Here is a 23,258-nt window from a genome sequence, read left to right on the forward strand (position 1 = left end):
GCCGTTGGAGACCACAACGTTGATAGGTGGGGTGTGTAAGCGTAGCGATACGTTGAGCTAACCCATACTAATTACCCGTGAGGCTTAACCATACAACACCCAAGAAGTGTTCGAAGGCTTGTAGCAAATACCAAGCGAACTACTAATTCAGTGATAACGACAAGCCACGAGCAACATCGTTATTCACGTCAGCTTTCTGGATTAAGATTTTGCCTGGCGGCAATAGCGCAGTGGAACCACCTGACCCCATGCCGAACTCAGAAGTGAAACGCTGTAGCGCCGATGGTAGTGTGGCATTCGCCATGCGAGAGTAGGACACTGCCAGGCACCCAATTAAACGGTGATGTGAAGAATCACATGACCGGCTGCGAGGATGACACCTCACAACAAGCAGCAAAAGATTTAGCGAAAGCTAACCGAATGCGGAGCGGTAGTTCAGTCGGTTAGAATACCGGCCTGTCACGCCGGGGGTCGCGGGTTCGAGTCCCGTCCGCTCCGCCACTAAATTGAAAGGCCTTCCCTACCGGGAAGGCCTTTTTGCTATCTGACATTTACCCAGTCTCTCATCCTCAGTAGCAGGTAGCTTGGTTGGGTTATCACCCCTCCCTACGGCAATCTCCGCCCTGTAGAATGGCATTCATGCTTCATTCGTGGTCACACACATAGACAGTTCAGGGATGACTCAACAATCTGCCTGGCTGAGCAGAAGTCAGTGGCCATCGTTACCTGGAGTTAGTCACCAGGAAATATATCCTGGCTGGTTGGTTGCGGCTGATCTGCTGCGTTCTGAGGGCCCAGTGGATGTCGCCGAGCATTGACGAGGGAGGGCGCAGGAAAGGTAAGGTGCGCTACTGTGGCTGAATCTGATGAGGTTATCCAGGATGCAGACGATATCTGGTAAAAGCGTGATGTTGTAGGACCGCTCAGGCTGAGCCCATTTTCTGTTGTGTGGCGAGCAAGGGGTGCACAAAAGAAAAGGGGACAGCAGATGCTGTCCCCTCAAGTCATTTCGTCCATTCCCTGAACTGCCATGCTCCCTGCAATCCTTGACGCTATCCTTTCCTTTGGAAATTCCCCTTCCCAATCCGTTGGGGTGTCCTGTGGCCTTCCTAGCCTGGCAATCTGTCCTGATTGCTTCACCCTCTCCTTCCTGGAGGTGTCCATTACCACATCCCGTGGTGTTCCTGCGTCATCCTGACTGATAACCATCCTGGCTATCACGCTTCATCTTGAAGCTGTTCCTGACCGCGTCTTGCGGTGTCCTTTCATCCTTGATGAGCGACAATCCGTGCCACTCAACCTCATCCCGAGGTATCCAACTACCGCATCCTGCGGTTGTCCTGTCGTTCCTTGTGATAACCATCCTGGCTATCAACCCCATCCCGAGGTGTTCCTTGCCCACATCCTGCAGGCTATTCCTTGTTTATGCGCTGTTTCTGCATCCTGCCGAATCAGCTCGTCCTTGTGAGACCCATACTAAGGCAATTGCAGGCTCGAACAAGGTGTGCAATCGGATTGAGCTCCGTGACATGTGGTACAGAAATGGGCTGATGTTGAATATTATCTATTTTTATCAGTTAGTTAGATAGTTTCCGTGGAAAGCATACCCAGTGCGGGATGGCTTCACGTACGGTTCAACACTGAGGGGTCTTACAGGGGGAATGGCAGATCTCTTACAAGCAGAAATCGGTAGGAAAACGATGGTACAGCCGCTTCAATCAGGGGTGTAAGAGTTCAAAATTAATTGAATACTTATGCTTTAAAAGTAGACAAAAGCCGAGATAAATCTCGGCTTTGTATTGTCTGCTGGTTTCTTTAGCTGACCCTTGTCCCAGGAGTCGGGTAGGCCTTGCGCAGTGATTCGGGTGCAAGCACCTCCAGGTTGCCGCTCATGTTGTTCAGCCAGGAGCGGAACTCGGGCGTATCCTGCACTTCGGTCTCCACCACCACGCTGCGCTTGTCGTAACGGGTCATACGCGGGTTATGTCCCGGGATTTGTCCATCGATCAGGGTCGGGCAGTTGGCATCGATGCGCCCGACGAAGCGGATCGGACCGCTGACGTCCTGATAACCCTGGTCGCGGATCAGCTTCTGGATATTGAAGTCCTTCGGCTGGGTCGCGCTGAAGTTGGTCAACTCCACGTTCTTGATGTGATCGAACGGAATGCCGTAGACCTTGGGATCCAGCTCGGAGAGGGTACAGAGCAGGATGGGGCCATCGGGCTGGTTCAGGATGCCGAGGGGATTGATTCGGTCATAGCAGAGCCAGACAGTACGCTCCTTGATGACACGCTGGATCTCGGCGCTGAATTTGCGGCCACGCCAGAGGGCGTCGCGGATCAGGGTGCTGCGGCGGATCTCCGGATTGCCAGCGAAGGGGCGAGGTGACTGGTGCACGCTCTCCAGCCAGCGCTCGGCCAGTTCGCTCTGGCTGTCGCGGATCACCTGGCCAGCCTTGTCGATCAGCGGGTTCAATTCGGTCAGCACGCTTGCCGGCAACAGTTGGCTCGCCTGGTCGCTCCAGGTTTTCAGGGCCACTGCCAGCGAGAGCGGCATGATGTTGGCAAAGTCATTGAGACCATGGCGCTCGAAGCACCAGCCATGAGGCTTGCTGCGCTCATCGGAGGTGAGGTCGAACAGTCCCATGCCGGACATCTCTTCCAGGTCCCGTTGCACGGTACGGAGACTGACGTGAATGCCTTCCTCTTCCAGTTTTACCTGGAGTTGGCTGGCGGTCAGCTTGTAAGGGCGGTGCGGGATGCAACGCGCCAAGGTCAGTTGTCGTAACAGCTTCTTACTCATGGTGCATGCCTTCACTGGTTTAGCGTTGAGTGTATCCTAGCCATGGCCCGCGACAGTCTATGTCGCAAGTTTTGCTGCGACAACTGTCGCCATTTTCATACATGAAGAGCCAAGGCATTGATAAATAAAACAAAATAACAAGTGAAAGGGGTTGTTTGAGCCCTTTTTTTATTGAAAACAAGCCTTGCGAGGATGCTCGCGACCAGGGTGACTGGAAGGAAATGGAAGCAGTAAGGAGGGGGAAGTGGGAAGGAGGTGAGGGACGGGCCCCCACCTCGATACGTCGTTATGCCAGCCAGGACCAGGCTGATTTGGTGATGGCTGCGCCCACCATGTAGCCGAATACTGCGAGAGCGGCTACTCCGGCCACCAGCTTCTGACCGCGGGCAGGGCGCTTGAGCGCCATGACGCCCAGGCCGATGTAGATCACCAGGGCAATCAGCTTGGCCATCAACCAGGGCTGCTGGCCAGGGCTCATCTGCAGGGTCACCGCCAGCAGCACGCCAAACAACAGCAGGAAGGTGTCGTTGATGTGGGGCAGCACCTTCAACCATTTCTGTTGCAGCCGCCCGCTGCCCGCCAGCGCCAGGCTCCAGCGGTAGAGGAAGAGCAGCAGGCTGACCAGGGCCAGGGTCATGTGAAGGTGTTTGAGTATGGGGTAATAGGCAATCATGTTGCTTCCTTGTCGTTGTCGGGCAGACCGCTGTTCCATTGATGGGCGTGGGTACGCTCCTGTCCTTCCTGATCGTCTTGCAGCAGGTCGGAGAGGATGTCGCGGTATTGCAGGCTCTTGTTGATATAGGTGTGCTCGTCGTCCAGGTAGTTGACCTGTTCCCGCAGCAGCCGGTTGTCATACTGCTTGAACATCTGCCCCGCACGCCAGGCCTGATTGGCCCTGAATCCCAAGAGGGTGAGTGCTTCTACCCCAAGATCCACGGCCGACCCCAGGGTTTCGCGGTGCACGCTGTCTATCCCGTGGCGCAGGATCTCGTGGGCATGGGGTCTGTCCTGGGCACGGGCCAGTATTCTGAGGTGCGGGAAGTGCTTTTTCACCATCTCGATCACTTCGAGGGAGGTGGCCGGATCATTGAGGGAGAGCACCAGCAGTTTGGCCTTGTGGGCGCCGGCCGCGTGCAGCAGGTCGAGTCGGCTGGCATCCCCATAAAACACCTGGTAGCCGTACTTTCTCAGCATCTCTATCTGGCTGGCATCCTGCTCCAGGATGGTGGTGCCAATACCATGGCCGTGGAGCAGACGCCCCACTATCTGACCGAAGCGACCGAAGCCGGCGATGATGACCGGGTGTTCCACCAGCTCGGGCTGTTCGTGTTCGGGGGTGTCGCTCTGGTTGCGGTAGTCGAACCAGGGCTGGATCACCCGATCGTTGAGGATAAGCAGCAGCGGTGTCAGCGCCATGGAGAGGGCGACGACCAGAGTCAGCAGTGAGATGGTGCTGCCCGGCAGTACCTTGTTCTGGGCGGCGAACGAGAACAGCACGAAGGCGAACTCCCCGCCCTGGGCCAGGGCCAGGGCGAAGGTCCAGCGCTGGTTCGGGGAGAGGCGAATGACAAAGCCGAGCCCCATCAGCACCAGCCACTTGAGCACCATCAGACCGATCACCAGTGCGGGGATCAACAGGGGATGGGCGGCAAAGAGGCTGAAGTCGATGCCGGCACCCACCGACATGAAGAAGAGGCCGAGCAGCAGCCCCTTGAACGGCTCTATGTCTGCTTCCAGCTCGTGGCGGTATTCGCTGTCCGCCAGCACCACGCCGGCGAGGAAGGAGCCGAGGGCGGGGGAGAGACCGACGGATTCCATCAGCACGGCGATGGCGATCACCAGCAGCAGGGCGGCAGCGACGAAGATCTCCCGCATGTGGGACTGGGCGATGGCGCGAAACACCGGCCGCATCAGGTAATGACCACCCAGCACGATGCCGGCGATGGCGGCCACCACCAGCAGGCCGTGCTGCCAGCCTGCCAGCTCTGAGCTGCCGCTGCTGGCGACAGGTGCGATGGCCAGCAGCGGCAGGATCGCCAGGATGGGGATGACGGCGATGTCCTGGAACAGCAGCACGGCGAAAGCGGAGCGGCCGCTCTCGCTCTGCATCAGTTTGCGCTCCTGCAGGCTCTGCAGCACGATGGCGGTGGAGGAGAGCGCAAGAATGAGACCGATGGCGAGCCCCTGCTGCCAGGGCAGACCCAAAAGATAACCCACCCCGGTCAGGGCGACACTGGTGAGCAGCACCTGCAGGCCACCGGTGCCGAGGATGGGCCCTTTCAGTTGCCACAACAGGGCCGGGCGCAGCTCCAGACCGACCAGAAACAGCATCAGCACCACCCCGAACTCGGCGAAGTGCATCACGTCTTTCTGCTCGCCCACCAGACCAAGCAGGAAGGGACCTATGATGATCCCCGCCAGCAGGTAGCCAAGGACGGAGCCCAGCCCCCACCGCTTGGCCAGCGGGACGGCGATCACCGCCGCCGAGAGGTAGATCAGGGCGTCAAACAGCAATCCATGTCCCATCAGCGGCTCCTCCTTAACATGATGAATGCCGGTGAGGGCTGGCCGGGCCTGCGCCCGGATCGAGTGTGTGTCATGGGAGTACCCCCAGCAGATCGCGCAGATAGGGGCTCTCGGCCAGCTGGGCCGGGGTCAGCTGTTCGTCACGCAGGGCGCACAGCAGTTGGCGATAGTCCTGGCCGCAGCGGCGCAGCGCCTCAGGATCCTCGAGCTTGTGGAAAGAGTGCAGCACGAAAGGGGGCAGCCAGCGCATGCCGCACAGCTGTGCGGTCTGCTGGAAGGGGAGCAGGAAGTCGAGCAGCGGGCGCTGGTTGTAGCCGGCGCGGCAGTAGGATTCGGGGCCGCCCCCCGTGGTGATGGCGCTGAGCCACTGCTTGCCGTTGAGGGCATGGGCCTCGGGGCCGTAGGCATAGCCGTACTCCAGCACCAGGTCCATCCACTCTTTCATGATGGCCGGGCAGGAGTACCAGTAGAAGGGGTGCTGGAAGACGATGATGTCGTGCTCCGCCAGCAGGGCCTGTTCCCGTTTCACGTTGATGAACATGTCCGGATAGCGCTGGCAGAGATCGTGCAGGGTGATCCCCTCCAGCCCCTCGATGGCGTGCAGCAGTTGTTTGTTGGCCCGGGAACTCTGCAGCGCCGGGTGTGAAAAGATGACCAGAATGCGTTTCATGGGATTCCTGAAGAGGGTCTGCTGCCGGCACATGCGACAGACTGTGAGCTGAAACGTTATCAAGAAGCTCCCTGGCCCGCCAGTTCCGGGATCAGTGCGCGCAGCGCCGGATTCAGGGTCTGGTGGGCGGGGTAGCAGAGGCCGATGCGGCGGAACATCCGGGGGCCGCTCACGGGCAGGGTGCACAGGCCCGCTTCGTCCTCCACCAGCCCGTCGGGCAGGAAGCTGATGCCCACTCCGGCCAGCACCAGCGCCATCACCAGCCCCTTGCTCTCGGCCTTGGCCACCAGATTGAGGGTGAGCCGGTCACAGGCCAGCAGGCCTATGGTTTGCTGATGGGCTTCGCAGGGGGGACACTCAATGAAATCATGGTGTTGCAACTCAGCCAGCTCGATACGCGCCCTGCCCGCAAGAGGGTGTCCCCTGGGAACGCACAGCACGTACTCCTCTTCCCAGAGCGGCAGGAAGATCTCGTCCTCCCGGCGCAGGGCATCCAGGGTCAGTCGGCAGTCGGCCGGAGTGCCGTAATCGGAGAGGGTGAGATCCAGCTCGGGCAGTACCCCCTGCACCCGCCGAAGCAATCCCGCCAGCCGACGGCGGCTGAGGTCGGGCATGATGGCCATGTTGAGTCTCGCACGCGTCGCCTTCTGGCGAAACAGGGTTGGCAGGCGACGCGCCTCTTCCACCAGCTTGACGGCGTGGGGATAGAGATAGTGGGCCGGATCCTTCGCTTCTACCCCCTTCTTGCCCCGGATGAAGAGGCTGTCCCCCAGGCTCTCTTCGAGCTGGCGAAGGCCGGCGGAGAGGGAGGGTTGGCTCACGTGGCAGCGGGCTGCCGCCGCCGTGATGTTCTTCTCTTCATAGATGGCGATGAAGAAGCGCAGCAATCTCAGGTCCAGCATGGGGATACCATAGTTAATTCAGATGATAACCAGCGGAAAACTATATTTATCGCCGATGGATGTAGCGACTATAGTGACTGGGTCCCGTGCTGGCCAGCCCTTGTTTGACGCCCATTTCAACGCATCAGAAGGAAAACTCCATGTCCAAGTCCCTCGTGGTGATCACCGGCGCGTCCGCCGGGATCGGTGCCGCCATTGCCCGCGCCTTCTCCGCCGCCGGCCATCCGCTGCTGTTGCTGGCCCGCCGGGTCGAGCCCATGCAGGCGCTGAACCTGCCCGATACCCTCTGCATCGGGGTCGATGTCACCGACACCACCGCCATGAAGGCCGCCGTGACGCAGGCGGAGGCGCAATTCGGCCCGGTGGGATGTCTGGTCAACAATGCCGGCGTCATGCTGCTGGGACAGGCCGACGTGCAGGATCCCGCCGAGTGGCAGCAGATGCTCAACATCAACGTGATGGGGGTTCTGAATGGCGTGCATACGGTACTGGCCGGCATGAAGGCCCGCCGCAGCGGCACCATCATCAACATCAGCTCCATCGCCGGTCGCAAGACCTTCCCGAACCATGCCGCTTACTGCGCCACCAAGTTCGCCGTTCACGCCCTGACCGAAAATATCCGGGAAGAGGTGGCCGATGTCGGCGTGCGGATGGTGACCATCGCTCCGGGCGCGGTGGAGACCGAGCTGCTCAGCCACACCACGGACGAGAGCATCAAGGCGGGCTACCACGACTGGAAGGATCAGATGGGAGGCGTCATTGCACCCGAGGTGATCGCCGACGCCGTGCTCTACGCCTGGCACCAGCCGGCCAACGTCTGCGTGCGGGAGATCGTGCTGGCAGCCACCCGTCAGCAACCCTGATGCAAACGGGGGAGGGGTTGACCCTCCCCCTGGGCCAAGGGTTACCATAGGCCCTCTTTCGTCATTGAGTCGTCTCATGGTCCTGACCCGTCGCCAACTCGCTCGCGCCCGCCGCTGGCTCCCCCTGTGGAGTCTGGTGCTGGTGCTGATGTCGTTTGGCAGCCGTGCGGCCACCGATCTCTGTACCCTGACGCCCCATTGCAGCCAGAGCGAGCGTACCCTGGAAAAAGCCATGCCCTGCGGCAGCTTCACCTCGGCGCTCGCCATGACGGTGCTCACCAACGACAGCCTGACGGTTGCCCGGCTTGAGCCCGACAGGCCGACATACCTCTCTCCCTCTCTGTTCATGCCGGAGGCGCCCCTGAAGCGTCTCGAGCGTCCGCCCCGTCACCACGGCTGAGTCGAGTTTCCCTTTCCGGGCATTTCTTCTTAACCGAGGTGAGATATGTACAAGTCCCTGTTACTGGCCGTGCTGGCCGGTACCGTCAGTGTTTCTGCTCTGGCAACCGGGCAGATGACCGTCTACAAGTCCCAGTATTGCGGTTGCTGCAAGACCTGGATCAAGCACATGGAAGAGAACGGCTTTGAGGTCAAGGTCGTGGAAACCGAGCAGCTTGACCCGATCAAGCAGCAGCATGGCATCACCCCGCAGCTGGCCTCCTGCCACACCGGGGTGGTGAACGGCTATGTGGTGGAGGGGCATGTGCCCGCTGCCGACGTGCAGAAGCTGCTCAAGGAAAAACCGGCGATCCGCGGTCTGACCATTCCGGGGATGCCCCAGAGTGCGCCGGGCATGGATATTCCGGGTCAGCCCTATCGGGTGCTGAGCATCAGTGACGAGGGCGCGACCAAAGTCTGGTCGAGCTACCCCGGCTGATGGATGCTGACCGTGAGCAGACACACTTCCATCATGTGAGGCACACCTGAGCGAACCCGTGTCGCTCACGGTCAGGGAGGAGGGCCGCCATCGCGAGATGGCGGCCCTTTTTCGTCGATTTGGGGGGGAATGTCCGGGGAGCCCTTGCAACCCCGGGCGACAAGGGGCAGATTGATCGCCAATTTTTATTTTCTCAGGGACGCTTTTCCCGCTGCCTGCCGGTGTGCCGTCTGGATGCGTGCAGCACCAGCGGGAGGGGCGGCCCTGTGACAGCGCAAAGGATGCGACATGTTCACCTTTTCCCGGGGGGTGCTGCTGGCTTGCCTGCTTGCTGCGCCCTGTTCCCATGCCAACGAAGAGTCCGCCATGCCTACAAGCGATACTTCCACCCAGCCTGTCATTGTCCCCCCGGTGGCTGCCAAGCACCCCCATACCCTGAAAAAACACGGGGACACACGAGTCGACAACTACTACTGGCTGCGTGACGACGAGCGGCAGAAGCCCGAGGTGCTTGACTATCTCAAGGCCGAGAATGCCTACACCGAGGCCATGCTCGCACCGATCAAGCCGCTGCGCGAGCAGCTCTACAAGGAGATGGTGGCCCGTATTCCCCAGCAGGACGAGTCTGTCCCCTATGTGAAGAACGGCTACCGCTATCAGACCCGTTACGAGCCGGGCAAGGAGTACGCCATCTACTCCCGCAGCAAGGTGGAAGGGGATGGGGCGCCCGCCCTGCTGCTGGATGGCAACCAGCGCGCCGAAGGCCACGAGTTCTATGCCCTGGGGGCGCTCGAGGTGAGCCGCAACAACCGCTGGCTGGCGGTGGCGGAAGATTATCTCTCCCGCCGTCAATACAGGATCCAGTTCCTCGATCTGGAGAGCGGCGCCTGGGCCGCCGACACCCTCGAGAACACCTCCGGCAACCTGGTGTGGGCCAACGACAGCAAGACGGTCTTCTACGTGCGCAAGCACCCCAAGACCCTGCTGCCCTACCAGGTCTATCGCCACGAGCTGGGCACGGATCCCGCGAAGGACACCCTGGTCTACGAGGAGAAGGACGACTCCTTCTATGTGAGCCTCTACGCCACCACCTCGGAAGATTTCATCGTCATCTCCCTCTCCAGCACCACCACCAGCGAGGCGCGCCTCATCGATGCCAATGTGCCGGGCCAGACGCCACGCCTGTTCCTGCCCCGTCAGGTGGATCACGAGTACAGCCTGGATCACTACCGCGGCCGCTTCTATGTGCGCTCCAACAAGGACGGCAAGAACTTCGGCCTCTATGAGACCAAGGAGAGCCCGGTGGATCGCTGGAAGGCGGTGATCGCCCCCAATCCGGACGTGCTGCTGGAGAGCTATGCCCTGTTCAGGGACTGGCTGGTGCTGGAGGAGCGCAGCCAGGGGTTGACCCGGTTGCGTCAGGTCAACTGGCAGAGCGGCGAACAGAAGGAGATCGCCTTCGACGATCCCGCCTATGTCACCTGGCTTGCCTACAACCCGGAGCCGGACACCAGCGCCCTGCGCTATGGCTACTCCTCCATGACCACGCCGTCCTCCACCTATGAGCTCGACATGGACAGCGGCAAGCGGACCCTGCTCAAGCAGCAGCCGGTGGCGGGCTTCGTGCCTGCGCAATATGCCAGCGAGCGGCTCTGGATCACCGCCCGTGACGGCGTAGCCGTGCCGGTGTCGCTGGTCTATCGCAAGGACAAGTTCAAGAAGGCAGGGGGTGGTGCAGGCACCAATCCCCTGCTGGTCTACGGCTATGGCTCCTACGGCGCCAGCATGGACCCGGACTTCAGCAGCTCACGCCTGAGCCTGCTGGACCGGGGCTTCGTCTACGCCATCGCCCATATCCGGGGTGGCGAGGAGCTGGGCCGCACCTGGTATGAAGAGGGCAAGCTGCTCAAGAAGCAGAACACCTTCAACGACTTCATCGACGTGACCGAGGCGTTGGTGGCGCAAGGCTACGGCGCCAGGGATCAGGTCTATGCCATGGGAGGCAGCGCCGGCGGCCTGCTGATGGGGGCCGTCATCAACCAGGCGCCCCAGCTCTATCGCGGCGTGGTGGCCCAGGTGCCCTTCGTCGACGTGGTCACCACCATGCTGGACGAGTCCATTCCCCTCACCACAGGGGAGTATGACGAGTGGGGCAACCCGAACAAGAAGCGCTACTACGACTACATGAAGGCCTACAGCCCCTACGATCAGGTCAAGGCCCAGGCCTACCCGAATCTGCTGGTGACCACGGGGCTGCACGACTCCCAGGTGCAGTACTGGGAGCCGGCCAAGTGGGTGGCCAAGCTGCGTGAGCTGAAGACGGACGACAACCAGTTGCTGCTCAGCACCGACATGGAGGCCGGTCATGGCGGCAAGTCGGGCCGTTTCAAGGCCTATGAGGACATCGCCCTGGAGTTCGCCTTCATTCTGGAGCTGGCTGGCAGCAAGGCGTGATGGCCGAGCCCAAATGAAACCAGCTTGTTACCAAACCCCGTTCCGGCAGCCCCGGATCGGGGTTTTTGCATCTTGGCGACAAAAGCGTCATTAACGTCGTGTTTATGCTGTTCAGTATGCATTTCGCGATATAACGGACCAGGTATCTAATCCTTGCCAGTCAAGGGTTGCGAAAGAATCTGGGCGTGCTTTTTATTGCTTCCCTTTGATAGTTCATGTAATTAATCTGCCCTTGAGAAATGAATGATCCGCTTCAAACTTCTCGCTATTTAAATCCGCCATTTTGCTGTTTTGTTTGATTTATGTTGGTGTTATGTGCTTAATCGGAGCGTTAATGCTTTTGAACTGACCCGTTTCTGGTCAGATCACCTCCGATCGGCATGACGCTGATTATCTCACCGCAGGATGATGGTGGCTTTTGGAAGGGCGCGTGCCGCTCGACCATTTCCTCGTACGAGGTCGTATAGGCGAACCCAGTCTTGATGCGGGTCTGTCTCATATTCTCCCGGGAAACGGGTGAAATAAATCAATGAAAAGGATGAAGAACATGAAAGGATTATCCTTGGCGTGCGCCTTGTCGGCGGCTCTGGTCGGTGTGTCGTTTGGTGGTCCGGTGCAAGCGCAGGAGCGCTTCGTGACCATAGGCACCGGCGGTCAGACCGGCGTCTACTACGTGGCGGGCCAGTCCATCTGCCGCTTCCTCAACCGCGGCGCCGCCGATCACCAGATCAAGTGCAACGCCCCGGCCAGTGGCGGCGGTGTTGCCAACGTCAACGGCATCCGCTCCGGCGAATTCAACTTCGGCATCATGCAGTCGGACCACCAGTACAAGGCGATGAAGGGCGTCGAGCCGTTCAAGGCCGAAGGTCCGATGGATGACATCCGCGCCGTCTTCTCCCTGCAGAGCGAAGTGTTCACCATCCTGGCCCGCAAGGACGCCAAGGTAGCCAGCTTCGACGACCTGAAGGGCAAGCGCGTCAACATCGGCAACCCGGGTTCCGGTCAGCGTGACACCTTTGAAGAGATCATGACCGTGAAGGGCTGGGACAAATCCGCCTTCAGCCTGGTCTCCGAACTGAAACCCGCCGAGCAGGCCTCTGCCCTGGGTGACAACAACATCGACGCCATGAGCTACTTCGTCGGCCACCCGAACGGCGCCATCCAGGAAGCCTCCACCACCACGGACACCGTGCTGGTACCGGTCACCGGCCCCGAGATCGACAAGCTGCTGGCCGAGAAGAGCTACTACAGCAAGGCCGAGATCCCGGGTGGTCTCTACAAGGGCAGCCCGAACCCGACTCCGTCCATCGGTGGCAAGGCGGTGCTCTCCACCAGCGCCAAGGCTGACCCGGAAGTGGTCTACCAGCTGGTCAAGTCCGTGTTCGACAACCTGGACCGTTTCAAGCGCCTGCACCCGGCCTTCGCGGATCTGAAGGAAGCCGACATGATCAAGGTGGGTCTCTCCGCTCCGCTGCATGAAGGCGCTGTGCGTTACTACAAGGAACGTGGCTGGATGTAATCCGGCTGCGTCTTCGGATGTGCCCCGGACTCGCTCCTCCTTCGGGGGAGCGAGTCTCATTTATTGCAGTACCTACAGAGTCACACTATGCAGCAAACACAACAACAAGAGGCGTTCTCGGCCGAGGAGCTGATCGCCCAGGACGTCGGCGCCAGGCTGCCCGTCGGCCCCATGAGCTGGATCATCGCGGGTCTTGCGCTGATCTGGTCCCTGTTCCAGCTCTGGATTGCCTCGCCGCTGCCCTTCTCCCTTGGCATCGGCGTCCTCAACGACACTGAAACACGCTCGATTCACCTGGCCTTCGCCATCCTGCTCGCCTACCTGGTGTTCCCCGCCATGCGCAGCTCGCCGCGAGACAGGGTTCCCCTTGCCGACATCGCCCTCGGCCTCGTCGGTGCCGCCGTCGCCAGCTATCTGTTCGTGATGTACCAGGAGCTTGCCCAGCGTCCCGGCAACCTGACCACCATGGACTTCGCGGTGGCCTGCGTCGGCATTCCGCTTCTGCTGGAAGCGGCCCGCCGTGCCCTGGGCCCGGCCCTGGCGGTCATCGCCATCGTCTTCCTGGCCTACAGCCTGGCCGGTCCCTGGATGCCTCCCCTGCTGGCCCACCGCGGGGTGAGCCTGCATGCGCTGGCCAACCACCAGTGGATCACCACCGAAGGGGTGTTCGGCATCGCCCTTGGGGTCTCCACCAGCTTCGTCTTCCTGTTCGTGCTGTTTGGCGCCCTGCTCGAGCGCGCCGGTGCGGGCCATTACTTCATCCAGCTCGCCTTCAGCCTGCTGGGTCACCTGCGCGGCGGCCCGGCCAAGGCGGCCGTGGTCGCCTCGGCCCTGACCGGCGTCATCTCCGGCTCCTCCATCGCCAACGTGGTGACCACGGGCACCTTCACCATCCCCATGATGAAACGGGTCGGTTTCTCCAAGGAGAAGGCCGGCGCGGTGGAAGTGGCCTCTTCGGTCAACGGCCAGATCATGCCGCCGGTCATGGGGGCTGCGGCCTTCCTGATGGTGGAATACGTGGGCATTCCCTATGTGGAGATCATCAAGCACGCCTTCCTGCCGGCGGCCATCTCCTACATCGCCCTGCTCTACATCGTGCACCTCGAAGCGCTCAAGCTCGGGATGCAGCCCATCGGCAACCGTCAGCCGCGCCCCTGGCTGCGTCGCCTGACCGGCTTCGCCTTCGGTGCCGCCCTCATCAGCGGCCTCTCCATGGCGGTCTACTACGGTCTGGGCTGGCTCAAGCCGGTACTGGGTGACTATGCCCTGCCGGGGATCAGCGTGCTGCTGGCCGTCGCCTATCTCGGACTGCTGAAGATCGCCGCGAGCAACGCGCCGCTGCCGGCGGAAGACCCGGACAAGCCGCTGGACGAGCTGCCCGAGACCCGCGCCGTGCTGCTCTCCGGCCTGCACTTCCTGCTGCCCGTGGTGGTGCTGGTGTGGTGTCTGATGGTGGAGCGCCTCTCCCCCGGCCTGTCGGCCTTCTGGGGTTCGGTGATGCTGATCATCATCCTGCTGACCCAGCGACCGCTGCTGAACTGGCTGCGCACCGACGGCAAGCATGACTACGGCTCCTTCACCGATGGCGTGGTGGACCTGCGCGAGGGGCTGATTGCCGGTGCCCGCAACATGATCGGTATCGGCATTGCCACCGCCACTGCCGGCATCATCGTCGGGGCCGTCTCCCAGACCGGCGTCGGCCTGGTACTGGCGGATCTGGTGGAGTTCCTCTCCATGGGCAACCTGCTGCTCATGCTGATCCTCACCGCGCTGCTGAGCCTCATCCTCGGCATGGGGCTGCCGACCACTGCCAACTACATCGTGGTATCGAGCCTGCTGGCGCCGGTGATCGTCACCCTGGGTCAGCAGAACGGCCTCATCGTGCCGCTCATCGCGGTGCACCTGTTCGTCTTCTACTTCGGCATCATGGCGGACGTGACCCCGCCGGTGGGGCTGGCCTCGTTCGCCGCGGCCGCCGTCTCCAAGGGCGATCCCATCAAGACCGGGATCACGGCGTTCTACTACAGCCTGCGTACCGCGGCGCTGCCGTTCCTGTTCATCTTCAACACCGATCTGCTGCTCATCAACGTGGACTTCGCCCACGGCGTACTGATCTTCATCGTGGCCACCATCGCCATGCTGATCTTCGCTGCCGCCACCCAGGGCTTCTTCCTGGTGAAGAGCCGTTGGTACGAGAGCGTGCTGCTGCTGCTGGTGGCTTTCACCCTGTTCCGTCCTGGCTTCTGGATGGATCTGCTGCACGACCCGTATCGCGACACCGCCCCGGCCGAGCTGGTCCAGACCATGGGGCAGGTGGAGGCCGAAAGCACCCTGCGCCTGCGCATGGAAGGGGAAGATGCGGTGGGCAAGTTGCGCCGCTTCACCGTGCTGCTGCCGGTGCCTTCGGGCGTCAGTGGTGAGGACCGTCTGGCCAAGCTGGGGATCCAGACCTATGAGCAGGACGGCAAGATCCTGATCGACACCATCACCTTCGGCAGCCAGGCCGCCGATCTGGGGCTGGAGATGGATCAGCAGATCCTGAGCGTCAAGGCGCCCACCGAGCGCTGGCCCAAGGAGCTGATGTGGCTGCCGGGCTTCCTGCTGTTCGGGGCCGTGGTCTGGCTGCAACGCCGCCGGGTCGCTCGACCCTGATCATCACCCAATAAAAAACGGCGCCTTCGGGCGCCGTTTTTTATGCTGGGCTGTGATGCCGGCCGCTTCGGGCCATCAGTCCAGGGCATCAGTTGGACTGGGTCTGCTTCTGTTTTTGCAGTTGGTCGAGGGTCTGCTGCTCCTGCGGGCTGAGGCCAAGCTGCTCGCAGGCCTGTTCAAAGCTGATGCCAAGATGGCACATCATGATGTCGATAGCGGGCAGGTAGTTGGTCATAGCGTCTTCCATGGTGATCCTCCAGAACTGTCTCTTATGCCCGAGGGCGGGGATGGGGGCAATTAGACTTTAGGTGTAGGGTGCCATCTGCTTCAGCCTCTGCCACTGGCCGGGGGAATTTGCTACTCTTGCGGGCACTAAAGAGGTTGCCGCCCCAGGGTGAGCAGCCGGTGAGGAGCAGGGCATGTTATTGAGTTTCTTGATCATCGCATCGGGCTGGTGGCACATCCGCGCGGCTTACGGCTCAGACTCCCGTCAGTTCTACATCAGCAAACCCCTGACCATGCTGTTCATCATCGCCCTGGCGTTTGGCTACCAGAGCGACGATCACAACGGCTCCCACGCCTGGATCCTGCTCGGTCTCTGCCTGTCGCTGGCGGGGGACGTGCTGCTGATGCTGCCACGGGATCGCTTCATCCAGGGGCTGGCGGCATTTTTTGTCGCTCACCTCTGCTACATCGTCGGTTTCGCCCAGGGGCCCCTGGTGCTCAAGCTGGTGGACGGCCTGCTGCTGTTGCTGGTGGCCGGCATGGTGTTCGGGCTCCTGTGGGGCCAGCTCGGCGAGATGAGGATCCCCGTCTTCTGCTACATGCTGGTGATCATCGCCATGGCCTGGGTGGCCGCCGGTGCCTGGCATGCTTCTCTCACTGCCGGCAGCGCCGCTGCCCTGGTGGGGGCGCTGATGTTCCTCTTCTCCGACAGCATGCTGGCGCTGGACAGATTCCGCCGCCCCTTCCCCCATGCCACGGCCTGGATCATGAGCAGCTACTTCGCGGCACAGTTCCTGATCGCCGCCTCCCTGGCGGGCTGACCGGCGGGCAGCTATGAAAAACGGGCCTTCTGGCCCGTTTTGCTATGTGATCCCCACCTTTCACGCCTCGACCGGTTCTGCGTCAGGGGCCCTCGGGGCCGGCTGCTTGAGCAGCAGCATCAGGGCGCTGGCGATCAGCAGGAAGATACCCATCACGTAGAACACCTGGTTGTAGGCCATGATGGCCGCCTCGCGGCTGATGGTGTTCGACAGCATGGCCCGGGCCTGCAACTGGGCCTGCTCCGGCCCGGCTCCCTGGGCCATCATGTTCTGGGCCAGCTGCATCAGATAGGCCTGCCCCTCGATGCTGGTGGCGGCAAGGGTGCTGCCGATCTGGCTGACATGAGTCCGGGTGTCGTTGTCGATCAGGGTGGCGATGATGGCGATGCCGAAGGCGCCCCCCAGGTTGCGCAGCACGTTGAGCAGGGTCGAGGAAGAGGGGATCTCGTCCGGCGTCAGGCTGGCGGTCGCCACCAGGGAGAGGGGCACCATGATGAAGGGCTGCCCCAGGGCCCGCACGATGAGGGACTGGATCAGCTGGGGCCCGGCGTAGTCGGCGTTCATGTTCACGTTCATGAAGCAGCTGATGGCGAAGACCAGAAAGCCGAAGCTCACCAGATAGCGCGGATCTATCTTGTGGGTCAGCTTGGGCACCAGGGGGAGCACCAGCAACTGGGGCAACCCCATCCACATCAGCACCTCACCGATTTCCAGGGCGTTGTAATTGTGGATCTGGGTCATGTAGAGGGGCAGCACATAGATGGAGCCCATCAACCCCATGCCGAGCACCAGGTAGGCGAAGCAGGCCAGGGCGAAGCGCGGGTTGTGCAGCAGCCGCAGGTTGACCAGGGGGTGGCGGCGCAGCAACTGGCTGATGACGAAGAACACCAGGGCCACCACCGAGATGACGGTGAGCCGCACGATGAAGCTCGAGCCGAACCAGTCCTCCCGGTTGCCCTCTTCCAGCACCACCTCCAGGAGGCCGAGCCCCACCGCCATGGTGAGGATGCCGATGAGATCCACCCGCTTGATCACCTCCCAGTCCACCGGCTTCCTGTCCAGCCCGTGGGCCAGCATGGCCATCACCAGCAGGCCGGGCGGCACGTTCAGATAGAAGATGTAGTGCCAGGACATCTGCTCCGTCAGCCAGCCCCCCAGGGTCGGGCCGATGGCGGGGGCGAAGGTGGCGCACAGGCCGAACAGCGCCATGCCGGTGGCTCGCTTGTGCAGCGGCAGCAGGCTGACGATGAGGGAGAAGGCCATGGGGATCAGGGCCCCGCCGGTAAAGCCCTGCAGCGCCCGAAAGACGATCATGCTGGTGAGGTTCCAGCTGAACGAGCAGAGCACGGAGGCGACGATGAAGGCGCCCGTGGTCCACAGCAGGTAGCGCCGCACGCTCAGTCCCCGGCTCAGCCAGCCGCTCAGCGGAATGGCGATCATCTCCGCCACCAGATAGGAGGTGGAGATCCAGGAGCTCTCGCTCAGGGTGGCCGAGAGCGCCCCCTGAATGTCTTTCAGGGAGGCGTTGGTGATCTGGATGTCGAGGATGGCCATGAAGGCACCGATGAGGCCCCCCATGACCGCGATCCAGTTGCGGCGTGGTATGGCGTCCATCAGTGAGCGGCCACCACGGGATCAGGGGTGCGGGTGTCGACGATCACCTCGGTGGAGAGGCCGGGCAGCAGCTTGCCCGCCAGGGCGCCCGGATCCGGGATACGGATCTTGACCGGCACCCGCTGCACGATTTTGGTGAAGTTGCCGGTGGCGTTCTCCGGCGGCAGCAGGGCGAACTTGGCGCCGGTGGCCGGAGAGAGGCTGTCGATGATCCCCTCGACCGGTTGATCCGGATAGGCATCCAGGATCACCTCCACCTTCTGGCCCGGCTGCATGTGCTGCAACTGGGTCTCCTTGAAGTTGGCCTCGACCCACACCTGGCTCAGTGGCACCAGGCTGGCCACCTGCATACCGGACTGGACGTAGAGCCCTTCCCGCAGGCTGCGCTTGCCGATGATGCCATCAGCGGGGGCTCGCAGCTCGGTGTAGCCGAGTTCCAGCCTGGCTTGTTCAAGCTGGGCTTCGCTCAATGCCAGCCTGGCCTGGTTCTGCTTGGCTTCGGCATCCAGCACCAGCAGCCGCTCGCGGGCGGCCTGCAGGGCGGCTTTGGCCTCCAGTGCCTGGGCCTGGTTGACCTGCAAGCCGGCGCGCACCTCGTCCAGGCTGTCCTGGGAGCTGTAGTGACGCTCATTGAGCTGGCTGACCCGGCGCACCTGCTGCTGGGCCCGGACCTGTTCGGCATTGGCCGAGCTGACTTTAGCCTCGGCCTGGCGGATGAGGCTCAGCTGCTGGATACGGGTGGCGGCGAGGTTATCCGCCGTCGCCTGGTTGAGGTGCAGATCGGCCTCGGCCTCCGCCACCTTGGTCCTGTACTCGCGGTCGTCGAGCCGGGCGATGAGCTGGCCGGCCTTCACCGCCTGGTTGTCGGTCACCAGTACTTCGCTGATGTAGCCGGAGAGCTTGGAACCGATGCCGGTCACCTCGCTTTGCAGGTAGGCGTTGTCGGTGCTCTCGAAGTAGCGGCCATGCAGATACCAGTAACCGGCAAACAGCAGGCCGAGCAGGGCCAGCACCAGGGCGGCCAGCAGGGGGATCTTCTTGTGTTGACTCATGATATTGGTTTTCCTGAACTGTGGCGGGCAGGCTAACATCGTGCAACTGTTTCGATTAGTATCCATTCATGAGATATACAGTTTCACTGGTGAAACAATGGACCTGAATGCTGCCTTAATCCTCGTTCGTATCGTCGACAAGGGCTCCTTTACCGCCGCTGCCCAGGAGCTGGGCATGACCAAGGCGACGGTGAGTCGCCGCATCGCCGAGCTGGAGCAGCGTCTCGGCGCGCGGTTGCTCTATCGATCCACCCGGCAGCTCACCCTGACGGAAGCCGGTGAACAATATTATCTACGCTGCAGCAAGGCGGTGGAGGAGCTGGCCCAGGCCGAACTGATGCTCAGTGCCAGCCAGCAGGAGGTGACAGGGACCCTCAAGCTGGCGGTGCCCATCGAGACGGGACAGCTGGTGGTGGGCAGGCTGGTGGCGAACTTCCTGCAAGCCTATCCGGGCATGAAGGTGGAGCTGGAGCTGACCAACCGCATCGTGGATCCCATCAGCGAAGGGCTGGATGCCATCGTGCGGGTCGGCGACATGAGCGACTCCAACCTGGCGGCGCGGCGTCTCTGGAGCACCGAGCGGCTGCTGTGCGCCAGCCCGGACTATCTGGCGCGCCACCCGGTGATCCAGAGGCCCGCCGATCTGGTGCATCACGAGCGGATCGCGGTCAGCACGGGGTTCCTCGCCTCGCACTGGTGTTTCGAGCTGGATGATCGCGAAGTGCTGGTGGATCCCCCGTCCCGCTTCCAGGTCAACAACATCACCTGTGCCAGGGAGGCGGCGAAGGCGGGGCTGGGGCTGGCTTCCCTGCCCGCCATGCTGTGCCATGATGAGCTGGCGAACGGGACGCTGGTCTCCTTGCTGCCGGAGTGGCAGCAACCCAGGGTACCCATCTACCTGCTGTTTCCCGAGCGGCGCCTGATGCCGCGCAAGCTGAGGGCATTCATCGATTTTCTGGTGGCCAACGGCCCGGCTTACGGCATCGACAAGCTGCTGTAAGGGTTTCGAGGACAACGTATGGAGCGGTGGATGAATCTGTATCGGGCATCGCACTCCCGGAAGATGCTCGCCCTGGAATGATGGTAGTGCTGGTGATGACGGCACTGGCAAGGGTTTCGAGGACAACGTATGGAGCGGTGGATGAATCTGTATCGGGCATCTCACTCCCGGAAGATGCTCGCCCTGGAATGATGGTAGTGCTGGTGATGACGGCACTGGCAAGGGTTTCGAGGACAACGTATGGCGCGGTGGATGAATCTGTATCGGGCATCTCGCTCCCGGAAGATGCTCGCCCTGGAATGATGGTAGTGCTGGTGATGACGGCTCTGGCAAGGGTTTCGAGGACAACGTATGGAGCGGTGGATGAATCTGTATCGGGCATCTCGCTCCCGGAAGATGCTCGCCCTGGAATGATGGTAGTGCTGGTGATGACGGCACTGGCAAGGGTTTCGAGGACAACGTATGGATCAGTGGATTAACTTGTATCGCGCCTCTCACTCCCTGGAGGCGCATGCCCTGAAAGGGGCCTTGGAAGTAGAGGGAGTCAGGGTGCGCCTCAGCGGCGAAGGGCTCTCCGGCGCGCTCGGGGAGCTGCCGGTGGATCTGCTGCAAGTGACCCTGATGGTGAACGAGCGGGATCGTCTGCGGGCGGGCCGGATCATCGAGCGCTACCAGCAGCGCCAGGGCAATGGCTGGCTGTGCGGCCAGTGCGGGGAGGAGAACGGCGCCAACTTCGATATCTGCTGGCGCTGCCATCACGATCCCCAGGATCATTGAACGCCCCTCGCGCCCTCAGCGCAGGGTGAAGTCGATGTCATCCCCCGCATGGGCATCGTGGTAGGTGGCGAGATCCAGCTCCTTCTCGCTGCGGGCGATGAGCACGGAGACCAGGATGTCGCCGGAGACGTTGACCGTGGTGCGCGCCATGTCGAGGATCCGGTCTATGCCGGCGATGAGCGCCACCCCTTCCAGCGGCAGTCCCACGGCAGTGAGGGTCAGGGTCAGTAGCATCAGCCCGGTACCGGGTGTGCCTGCCGTGCCGATGCTGGCCAGTGTGACGATGCTGATGAGGGTCAGGTAATCCACCAGATGCAGATCCACCCCGAAGGCCTGGGCCACGAACAGGGCAGTGACCCCCTGATAGAGGGCGGTGCCATCCATGTTGATGGTGGCGCCGATGGGCAGCACCTTGGCGGTGATGGCGGGGGAGACCCCGAGCCTGCGTTCGGCGCAGGCCAGGCTGATGGGCAGGGTGCTGCTGCTTGAACTGCTGGTGAAGGCCACCGCCTGGGCATCGACGATGCTCTTGAAGTAGTGCAACGGGTTGAGGCGCGCCATCAGGAGCAGCAGGCCGCTGTAGACGCCGAGCACGTGGAGCAGGCAGCCGAGGTAGACGGCGCCGATCACCTTGAGCAGCGGCAACAGCAGGCTGACGCCGTACTTGCCGGTCATCCAGGCCATCAGGGCGCAGACGCCATAGGGGGCCAGGGCCATCACCATCTGGGTCAGCTTGAACATTCCCTCTGCCAGGGAGGTAAAGAACAGGATGGCGGGGCGGCCGCGTCGTCCGGTGGCGTTGAGGGCGAGAGCGAGGGCCACGGCGAACACGATCACCTGCAATATCTTGCCATCGCCCATGGCCTGCACCGGGTTGCGCGGCACCAGGTGGCTCAGCACGCTGGCCAGGGTAGGTTGCTGCGCCATGGCGCCCCGTTCATAAGGACCCATGTTGGCGCCCATGCCCGGTTCCAGCAGCCAGCCCATCATCAGGCCGATGCAGATGGCGACGGCGGTGGAGCAGAGATAGAAGCCGATGGCCTTGCCGGCGATGCGGTCGAGCCGCTTGCCCTTGAGCAGGGCGGTGAGGCCTGCCAGGACGGAACAGAAGATGAGGGGCACCATCAGCATCTGGATGGTGTTGACGAACAGGACGCCGATGGGCTTGAGCAGCAGGGCCTGCTCGCTGAAGCAGAGTCCCAGACCTATCCCGGTCAGCATGCCGAGCAGAGTCTTCAACCAGAGCGGGCGACGGGTCCAGATCCGCCAGGGTTTGAAGACCAATCCATGGAACAGCATGACGCCAATGTCCTTATTTTCTGTCTGCGGTGGCAAAAAGGGGCGACAGTGTAGCCATCCCCCCGTCAGGTTGCCACATTATCGACAAAGCGGCGCTCACGACCAGCCCGCTGGCGTTAAAAAAGGCGTTTTGTTGGCCTATATCAAGAACCCTCTCCGGGCTTCGGGCTTTAATTGTCATCTGACATGATGATTAAAGAGGTTCGAGATGTCCCAATCGATACACGGTCACGAAGTGATGGAGATGATGCTGGAGCAGGAGAGTCCGTTTACCCGGGCCAGCCTCAGGGCGGCGATCGCCTCGCGCTTCGGTGCCGAGGCCCGGTTCCACACCTGCAGCGCCAGCGAGATGGACGCTGACGCCCTGATCGACTTCCTGGCCAGGCGCGGCAAGTTCATCGACTCGGAGTCAGGGTTCCAGACCCGCGCCGACAAGATCTGCAACCACGGATGATCGCCAGCGGCGAGCGCGGTGGGGCGCTCGCCGAATCCCGCCACCTTTGTTATATTTCGCCCTCCTTCCCCTCTTGTTGAAAGGTTCTGCCCGGGCGCTCTATGGACACATTCTCCGCTGCCGTCATGCTGTTTCTGATCATGGATCCGCTGGGCAACCTGCCGGTCTTCCTCTCCATCCTGCGCCATGTCGACCCCAAGCGTCGACGCAAGGTGATGCTGCGGGAGCTGTTGTTTTCACTGGTGATCATGATGGGCTTCCTGTTCGCCGGTCAGCAGATCCTGAGCTTCCTCAACCTGCGTCAGGAGGCGGTCAGCATCGCGGGGGGCATCATCCTCTTCCTCATCGCCATCAAGATGATCTTCCCGAGCCCCGGTGGCGTGACCGGGCTGGCGGCGGGGGAGGAGCCCTTCCTGGTGCCCATGGCCATCCCCATGATTGCGGGCCCCTCCATCCTGGCTTCCCTGCTGCTTCTGGCCAACCAGGAGCCGACCCGGATGGTGGACTGGTCATTGGCCCTGCTGATGGCCTGGGGGGCCAGCGCCGTGATCCTGATGTTCTACGAGCTGTTCAACAAGCTGCTGGGTGAGCGAGGACTCACCGCGGTGGAGCGGCTGATGGGCATGCTGCTGGTGATGATCTCGGTGCAGATGCTGCTGGACGGGGTACACCACTATCTGGCGGTGACGGGTCAGAACTGACGGGGCGAATGCTGATGTCAACGTGAAACGGGGCTTCTTGAGCCCCGTTT

Annotated in this window: 21 protein-coding genes, 1 tRNA gene and 2 rRNA genes; 15 read left to right on the forward strand and 9 right to left on the reverse strand. The window is 61.8% G+C overall.

Going from position 1 to position 23,258, the window contains the following annotated elements:
• From ACB037_RS09490 to ACB037_RS09500, 3 genes are all read left to right on the forward strand, one after another.
• Nucleotides 1-92: ribosomal RNA gene (locus ACB037_RS09490) — 23S ribosomal RNA — on the forward strand; the annotation flags it as partial.
• Between the two features lie 120 nt (nucleotides 93-212).
• Nucleotides 213-327 (forward strand): 5S ribosomal RNA (gene rrf, locus ACB037_RS09495).
• A 97-nt stretch (nucleotides 328-424) separates the two neighbouring features.
• Nucleotides 425-501: transfer RNA gene (locus ACB037_RS09500), tRNA-Asp, on the forward strand.
• A 1,314-nt stretch (nucleotides 502-1,815) separates the two neighbouring features.
• Here the strand turns inward: ACB037_RS09500 and ACB037_RS09505 are convergent.
• The 5 genes from ACB037_RS09505 to ACB037_RS09525 form a co-directional block, all read right to left on the reverse strand.
• Nucleotides 1,816-2,802, reverse strand: coding sequence for a YafY family protein (locus tag ACB037_RS09505; protein ID WP_029313511.1), 987 nt, complete (start codon nucleotides 2,800-2,802; stop codon nucleotides 1,816-1,818).
• A gap of 286 nt (nucleotides 2,803-3,088) precedes the next feature.
• Nucleotides 3,089-3,475, reverse strand: coding sequence for a SirB2 family protein (locus ACB037_RS09510; RefSeq protein WP_371175259.1), 387 nt, complete (start codon nucleotides 3,473-3,475; stop codon nucleotides 3,089-3,091).
• Nucleotides 3,472-5,328 (reverse strand): monovalent cation:proton antiporter-2 (CPA2) family protein, encoded by a 1,857-nt coding sequence (locus ACB037_RS09515; protein ID WP_010672573.1) that lies wholly within the window; start codon nucleotides 5,326-5,328, stop codon nucleotides 3,472-3,474. The genes ACB037_RS09510 and ACB037_RS09515 overlap by 4 nt, the downstream gene beginning before the upstream one ends.
• A gap of 70 nt (nucleotides 5,329-5,398) precedes the next feature.
• Nucleotides 5,399-5,998, reverse strand: coding sequence for an NAD(P)H-dependent oxidoreductase (locus ACB037_RS09520; RefSeq protein WP_041212184.1), 600 nt, complete (start codon nucleotides 5,996-5,998; stop codon nucleotides 5,399-5,401).
• Nucleotides 5,999-6,057: 59 nt separating this feature from the next.
• The gene (locus ACB037_RS09525) at nucleotides 6,058-6,900 is read right to left on the reverse strand and encodes a LysR family transcriptional regulator (protein ID WP_041212185.1); all 843 of its coding nucleotides are present in this window, start codon (nucleotides 6,898-6,900) and stop codon (nucleotides 6,058-6,060) included.
• A gap of 140 nt (nucleotides 6,901-7,040) precedes the next feature.
• Here ACB037_RS09525 and ACB037_RS09530 point away from each other — a divergent pair, with 140 nt between their 5' ends.
• The 6 genes from ACB037_RS09530 (at nucleotide 7,041) to ACB037_RS09555 (ending at nucleotide 15,265) form a co-directional block, all read left to right on the forward strand.
• Nucleotides 7,041-7,763, forward strand: coding sequence for an SDR family oxidoreductase (locus ACB037_RS09530; protein WP_371175260.1), 723 nt, complete (start codon nucleotides 7,041-7,043; stop codon nucleotides 7,761-7,763).
• A gap of 76 nt (nucleotides 7,764-7,839) precedes the next feature.
• On the forward strand, nucleotides 7,840-8,163 hold the full coding sequence (locus ACB037_RS09535) for a hypothetical protein (protein ID WP_069652338.1): 324 nt from the start codon (nucleotides 7,840-7,842) through the stop codon (nucleotides 8,161-8,163).
• Between the two features lie 45 nt (nucleotides 8,164-8,208).
• Complete coding sequence (locus tag ACB037_RS09540; protein ID WP_319907164.1) at nucleotides 8,209-8,640, forward strand: DUF411 domain-containing protein; 432 nt, start codon at nucleotides 8,209-8,211, stop codon at nucleotides 8,638-8,640.
• Nucleotides 8,641-8,928: 288 nt separating this feature from the next.
• A complete protein-coding gene (locus tag ACB037_RS09545) occupies nucleotides 8,929-11,094 on the forward strand; it encodes a S9 family peptidase (protein ID WP_371175261.1) in 2,166 nt (721 codons plus the stop codon).
• Between the two features lie 547 nt (nucleotides 11,095-11,641).
• Nucleotides 11,642-12,613: a TAXI family TRAP transporter solute-binding subunit gene (locus tag ACB037_RS09550; RefSeq protein WP_029313514.1), complete on the forward strand. Its 972-nt coding sequence runs from the start codon at nucleotides 11,642-11,644 to the stop codon at nucleotides 12,611-12,613.
• Between the two features lie 87 nt (nucleotides 12,614-12,700).
• Complete coding sequence (locus ACB037_RS09555) at nucleotides 12,701-15,265, forward strand: TRAP transporter permease (RefSeq protein WP_371175262.1); 2,565 nt, start codon at nucleotides 12,701-12,703, stop codon at nucleotides 15,263-15,265.
• Nucleotides 15,266-15,353: 88 nt separating this feature from the next.
• Here ACB037_RS09555 and ACB037_RS09560 read toward each other — a convergent pair whose 3' ends face one another.
• Nucleotides 15,354-15,512 carry a hypothetical protein gene (locus ACB037_RS09560; protein ID WP_005332188.1) on the reverse strand — a complete coding sequence of 53 codons (159 nt, stop codon included), beginning with the start codon at nucleotides 15,510-15,512 and terminating at the stop codon, nucleotides 15,354-15,356.
• A gap of 172 nt (nucleotides 15,513-15,684) precedes the next feature.
• On the opposite strand from ACB037_RS09560, the gene ACB037_RS09565 reads away from it, so the two are divergent.
• Nucleotides 15,685-16,311, forward strand: coding sequence for a lysoplasmalogenase (locus tag ACB037_RS09565; protein WP_010672583.1), 627 nt, complete (start codon nucleotides 15,685-15,687; stop codon nucleotides 16,309-16,311).
• Between the two features lie 60 nt (nucleotides 16,312-16,371).
• On the opposite strand, the gene ACB037_RS09570 is transcribed toward ACB037_RS09565, so the two are convergent.
• On the reverse strand, nucleotides 16,372-17,925 hold the full coding sequence (locus tag ACB037_RS09570) for a DHA2 family efflux MFS transporter permease subunit (RefSeq protein ID WP_010672584.1): 1,554 nt from the start codon (nucleotides 17,923-17,925) through the stop codon (nucleotides 16,372-16,374).
• Entirely contained in the window at nucleotides 17,925-18,977 is a 1,053-nt protein-coding gene (locus ACB037_RS09575; RefSeq protein ID WP_039040403.1) for an HlyD family secretion protein, read from the reverse strand. Before ACB037_RS09575 ends, ACB037_RS09570 begins: the two co-directional genes overlap by 1 nt.
• A gap of 97 nt (nucleotides 18,978-19,074) precedes the next feature.
• Between ACB037_RS09575 and ACB037_RS09580 the strand changes: the two genes are divergently transcribed.
• The 3 genes from ACB037_RS09580 (at nucleotide 19,075) to ACB037_RS09590 (ending at nucleotide 20,754) form a co-directional block, all read left to right on the forward strand.
• Entirely contained in the window at nucleotides 19,075-19,977 is a 903-nt protein-coding gene (locus ACB037_RS09580) for a LysR family transcriptional regulator (RefSeq protein WP_010672586.1), read from the forward strand.
• 77 nt (nucleotides 19,978-20,054) lie between these two features.
• Nucleotides 20,055-20,456, forward strand: a complete 402-nt coding sequence (locus ACB037_RS09585) for a hypothetical protein (protein WP_371175263.1) — start codon at nucleotides 20,055-20,057, stop codon at nucleotides 20,454-20,456.
• Nucleotides 20,440-20,754, forward strand: a complete 315-nt coding sequence (locus ACB037_RS09590; RefSeq protein WP_301481637.1) for a DUF2007 domain-containing protein — start codon at nucleotides 20,440-20,442, stop codon at nucleotides 20,752-20,754. Before ACB037_RS09585 ends, ACB037_RS09590 begins: the two co-directional genes overlap by 17 nt.
• Before the next feature lie 15 nt (nucleotides 20,755-20,769).
• Here the strand turns inward: ACB037_RS09590 and ACB037_RS09595 are convergent, their stop codons facing one another.
• The gene (locus tag ACB037_RS09595; RefSeq protein WP_010672588.1) at nucleotides 20,770-22,053 is read right to left on the reverse strand and encodes a dicarboxylate/amino acid:cation symporter; all 1,284 of its coding nucleotides are present in this window, start codon (nucleotides 22,051-22,053) and stop codon (nucleotides 20,770-20,772) included.
• Between the two features lie 208 nt (nucleotides 22,054-22,261).
• Here ACB037_RS09595 and ACB037_RS09600 point away from each other — a divergent pair, with 208 nt between their 5' ends.
• Together ACB037_RS09600 and ACB037_RS09605 are read left to right on the forward strand one after the other, a co-directional pair.
• On the forward strand, nucleotides 22,262-22,507 hold the full coding sequence (locus ACB037_RS09600) for a YecH family metal-binding protein (RefSeq protein ID WP_039040405.1): 246 nt from the start codon (nucleotides 22,262-22,264) through the stop codon (nucleotides 22,505-22,507).
• A 101-nt stretch (nucleotides 22,508-22,608) separates the two neighbouring features.
• Nucleotides 22,609-23,208, forward strand: a complete 600-nt coding sequence (locus ACB037_RS09605; protein ID WP_010672590.1) for a YhgN family NAAT transporter — start codon at nucleotides 22,609-22,611, stop codon at nucleotides 23,206-23,208.
• Nucleotides 23,209-23,258: the final 50 nt, after the last annotated feature.

Origin of the sequence: Aeromonas sp. S19(2024) (assembly GCF_041402625.1) — a bacterium.
Taxonomy (GTDB): Bacteria; Pseudomonadota; Gammaproteobacteria; order Enterobacterales; family Aeromonadaceae; genus Aeromonas; species Aeromonas caviae.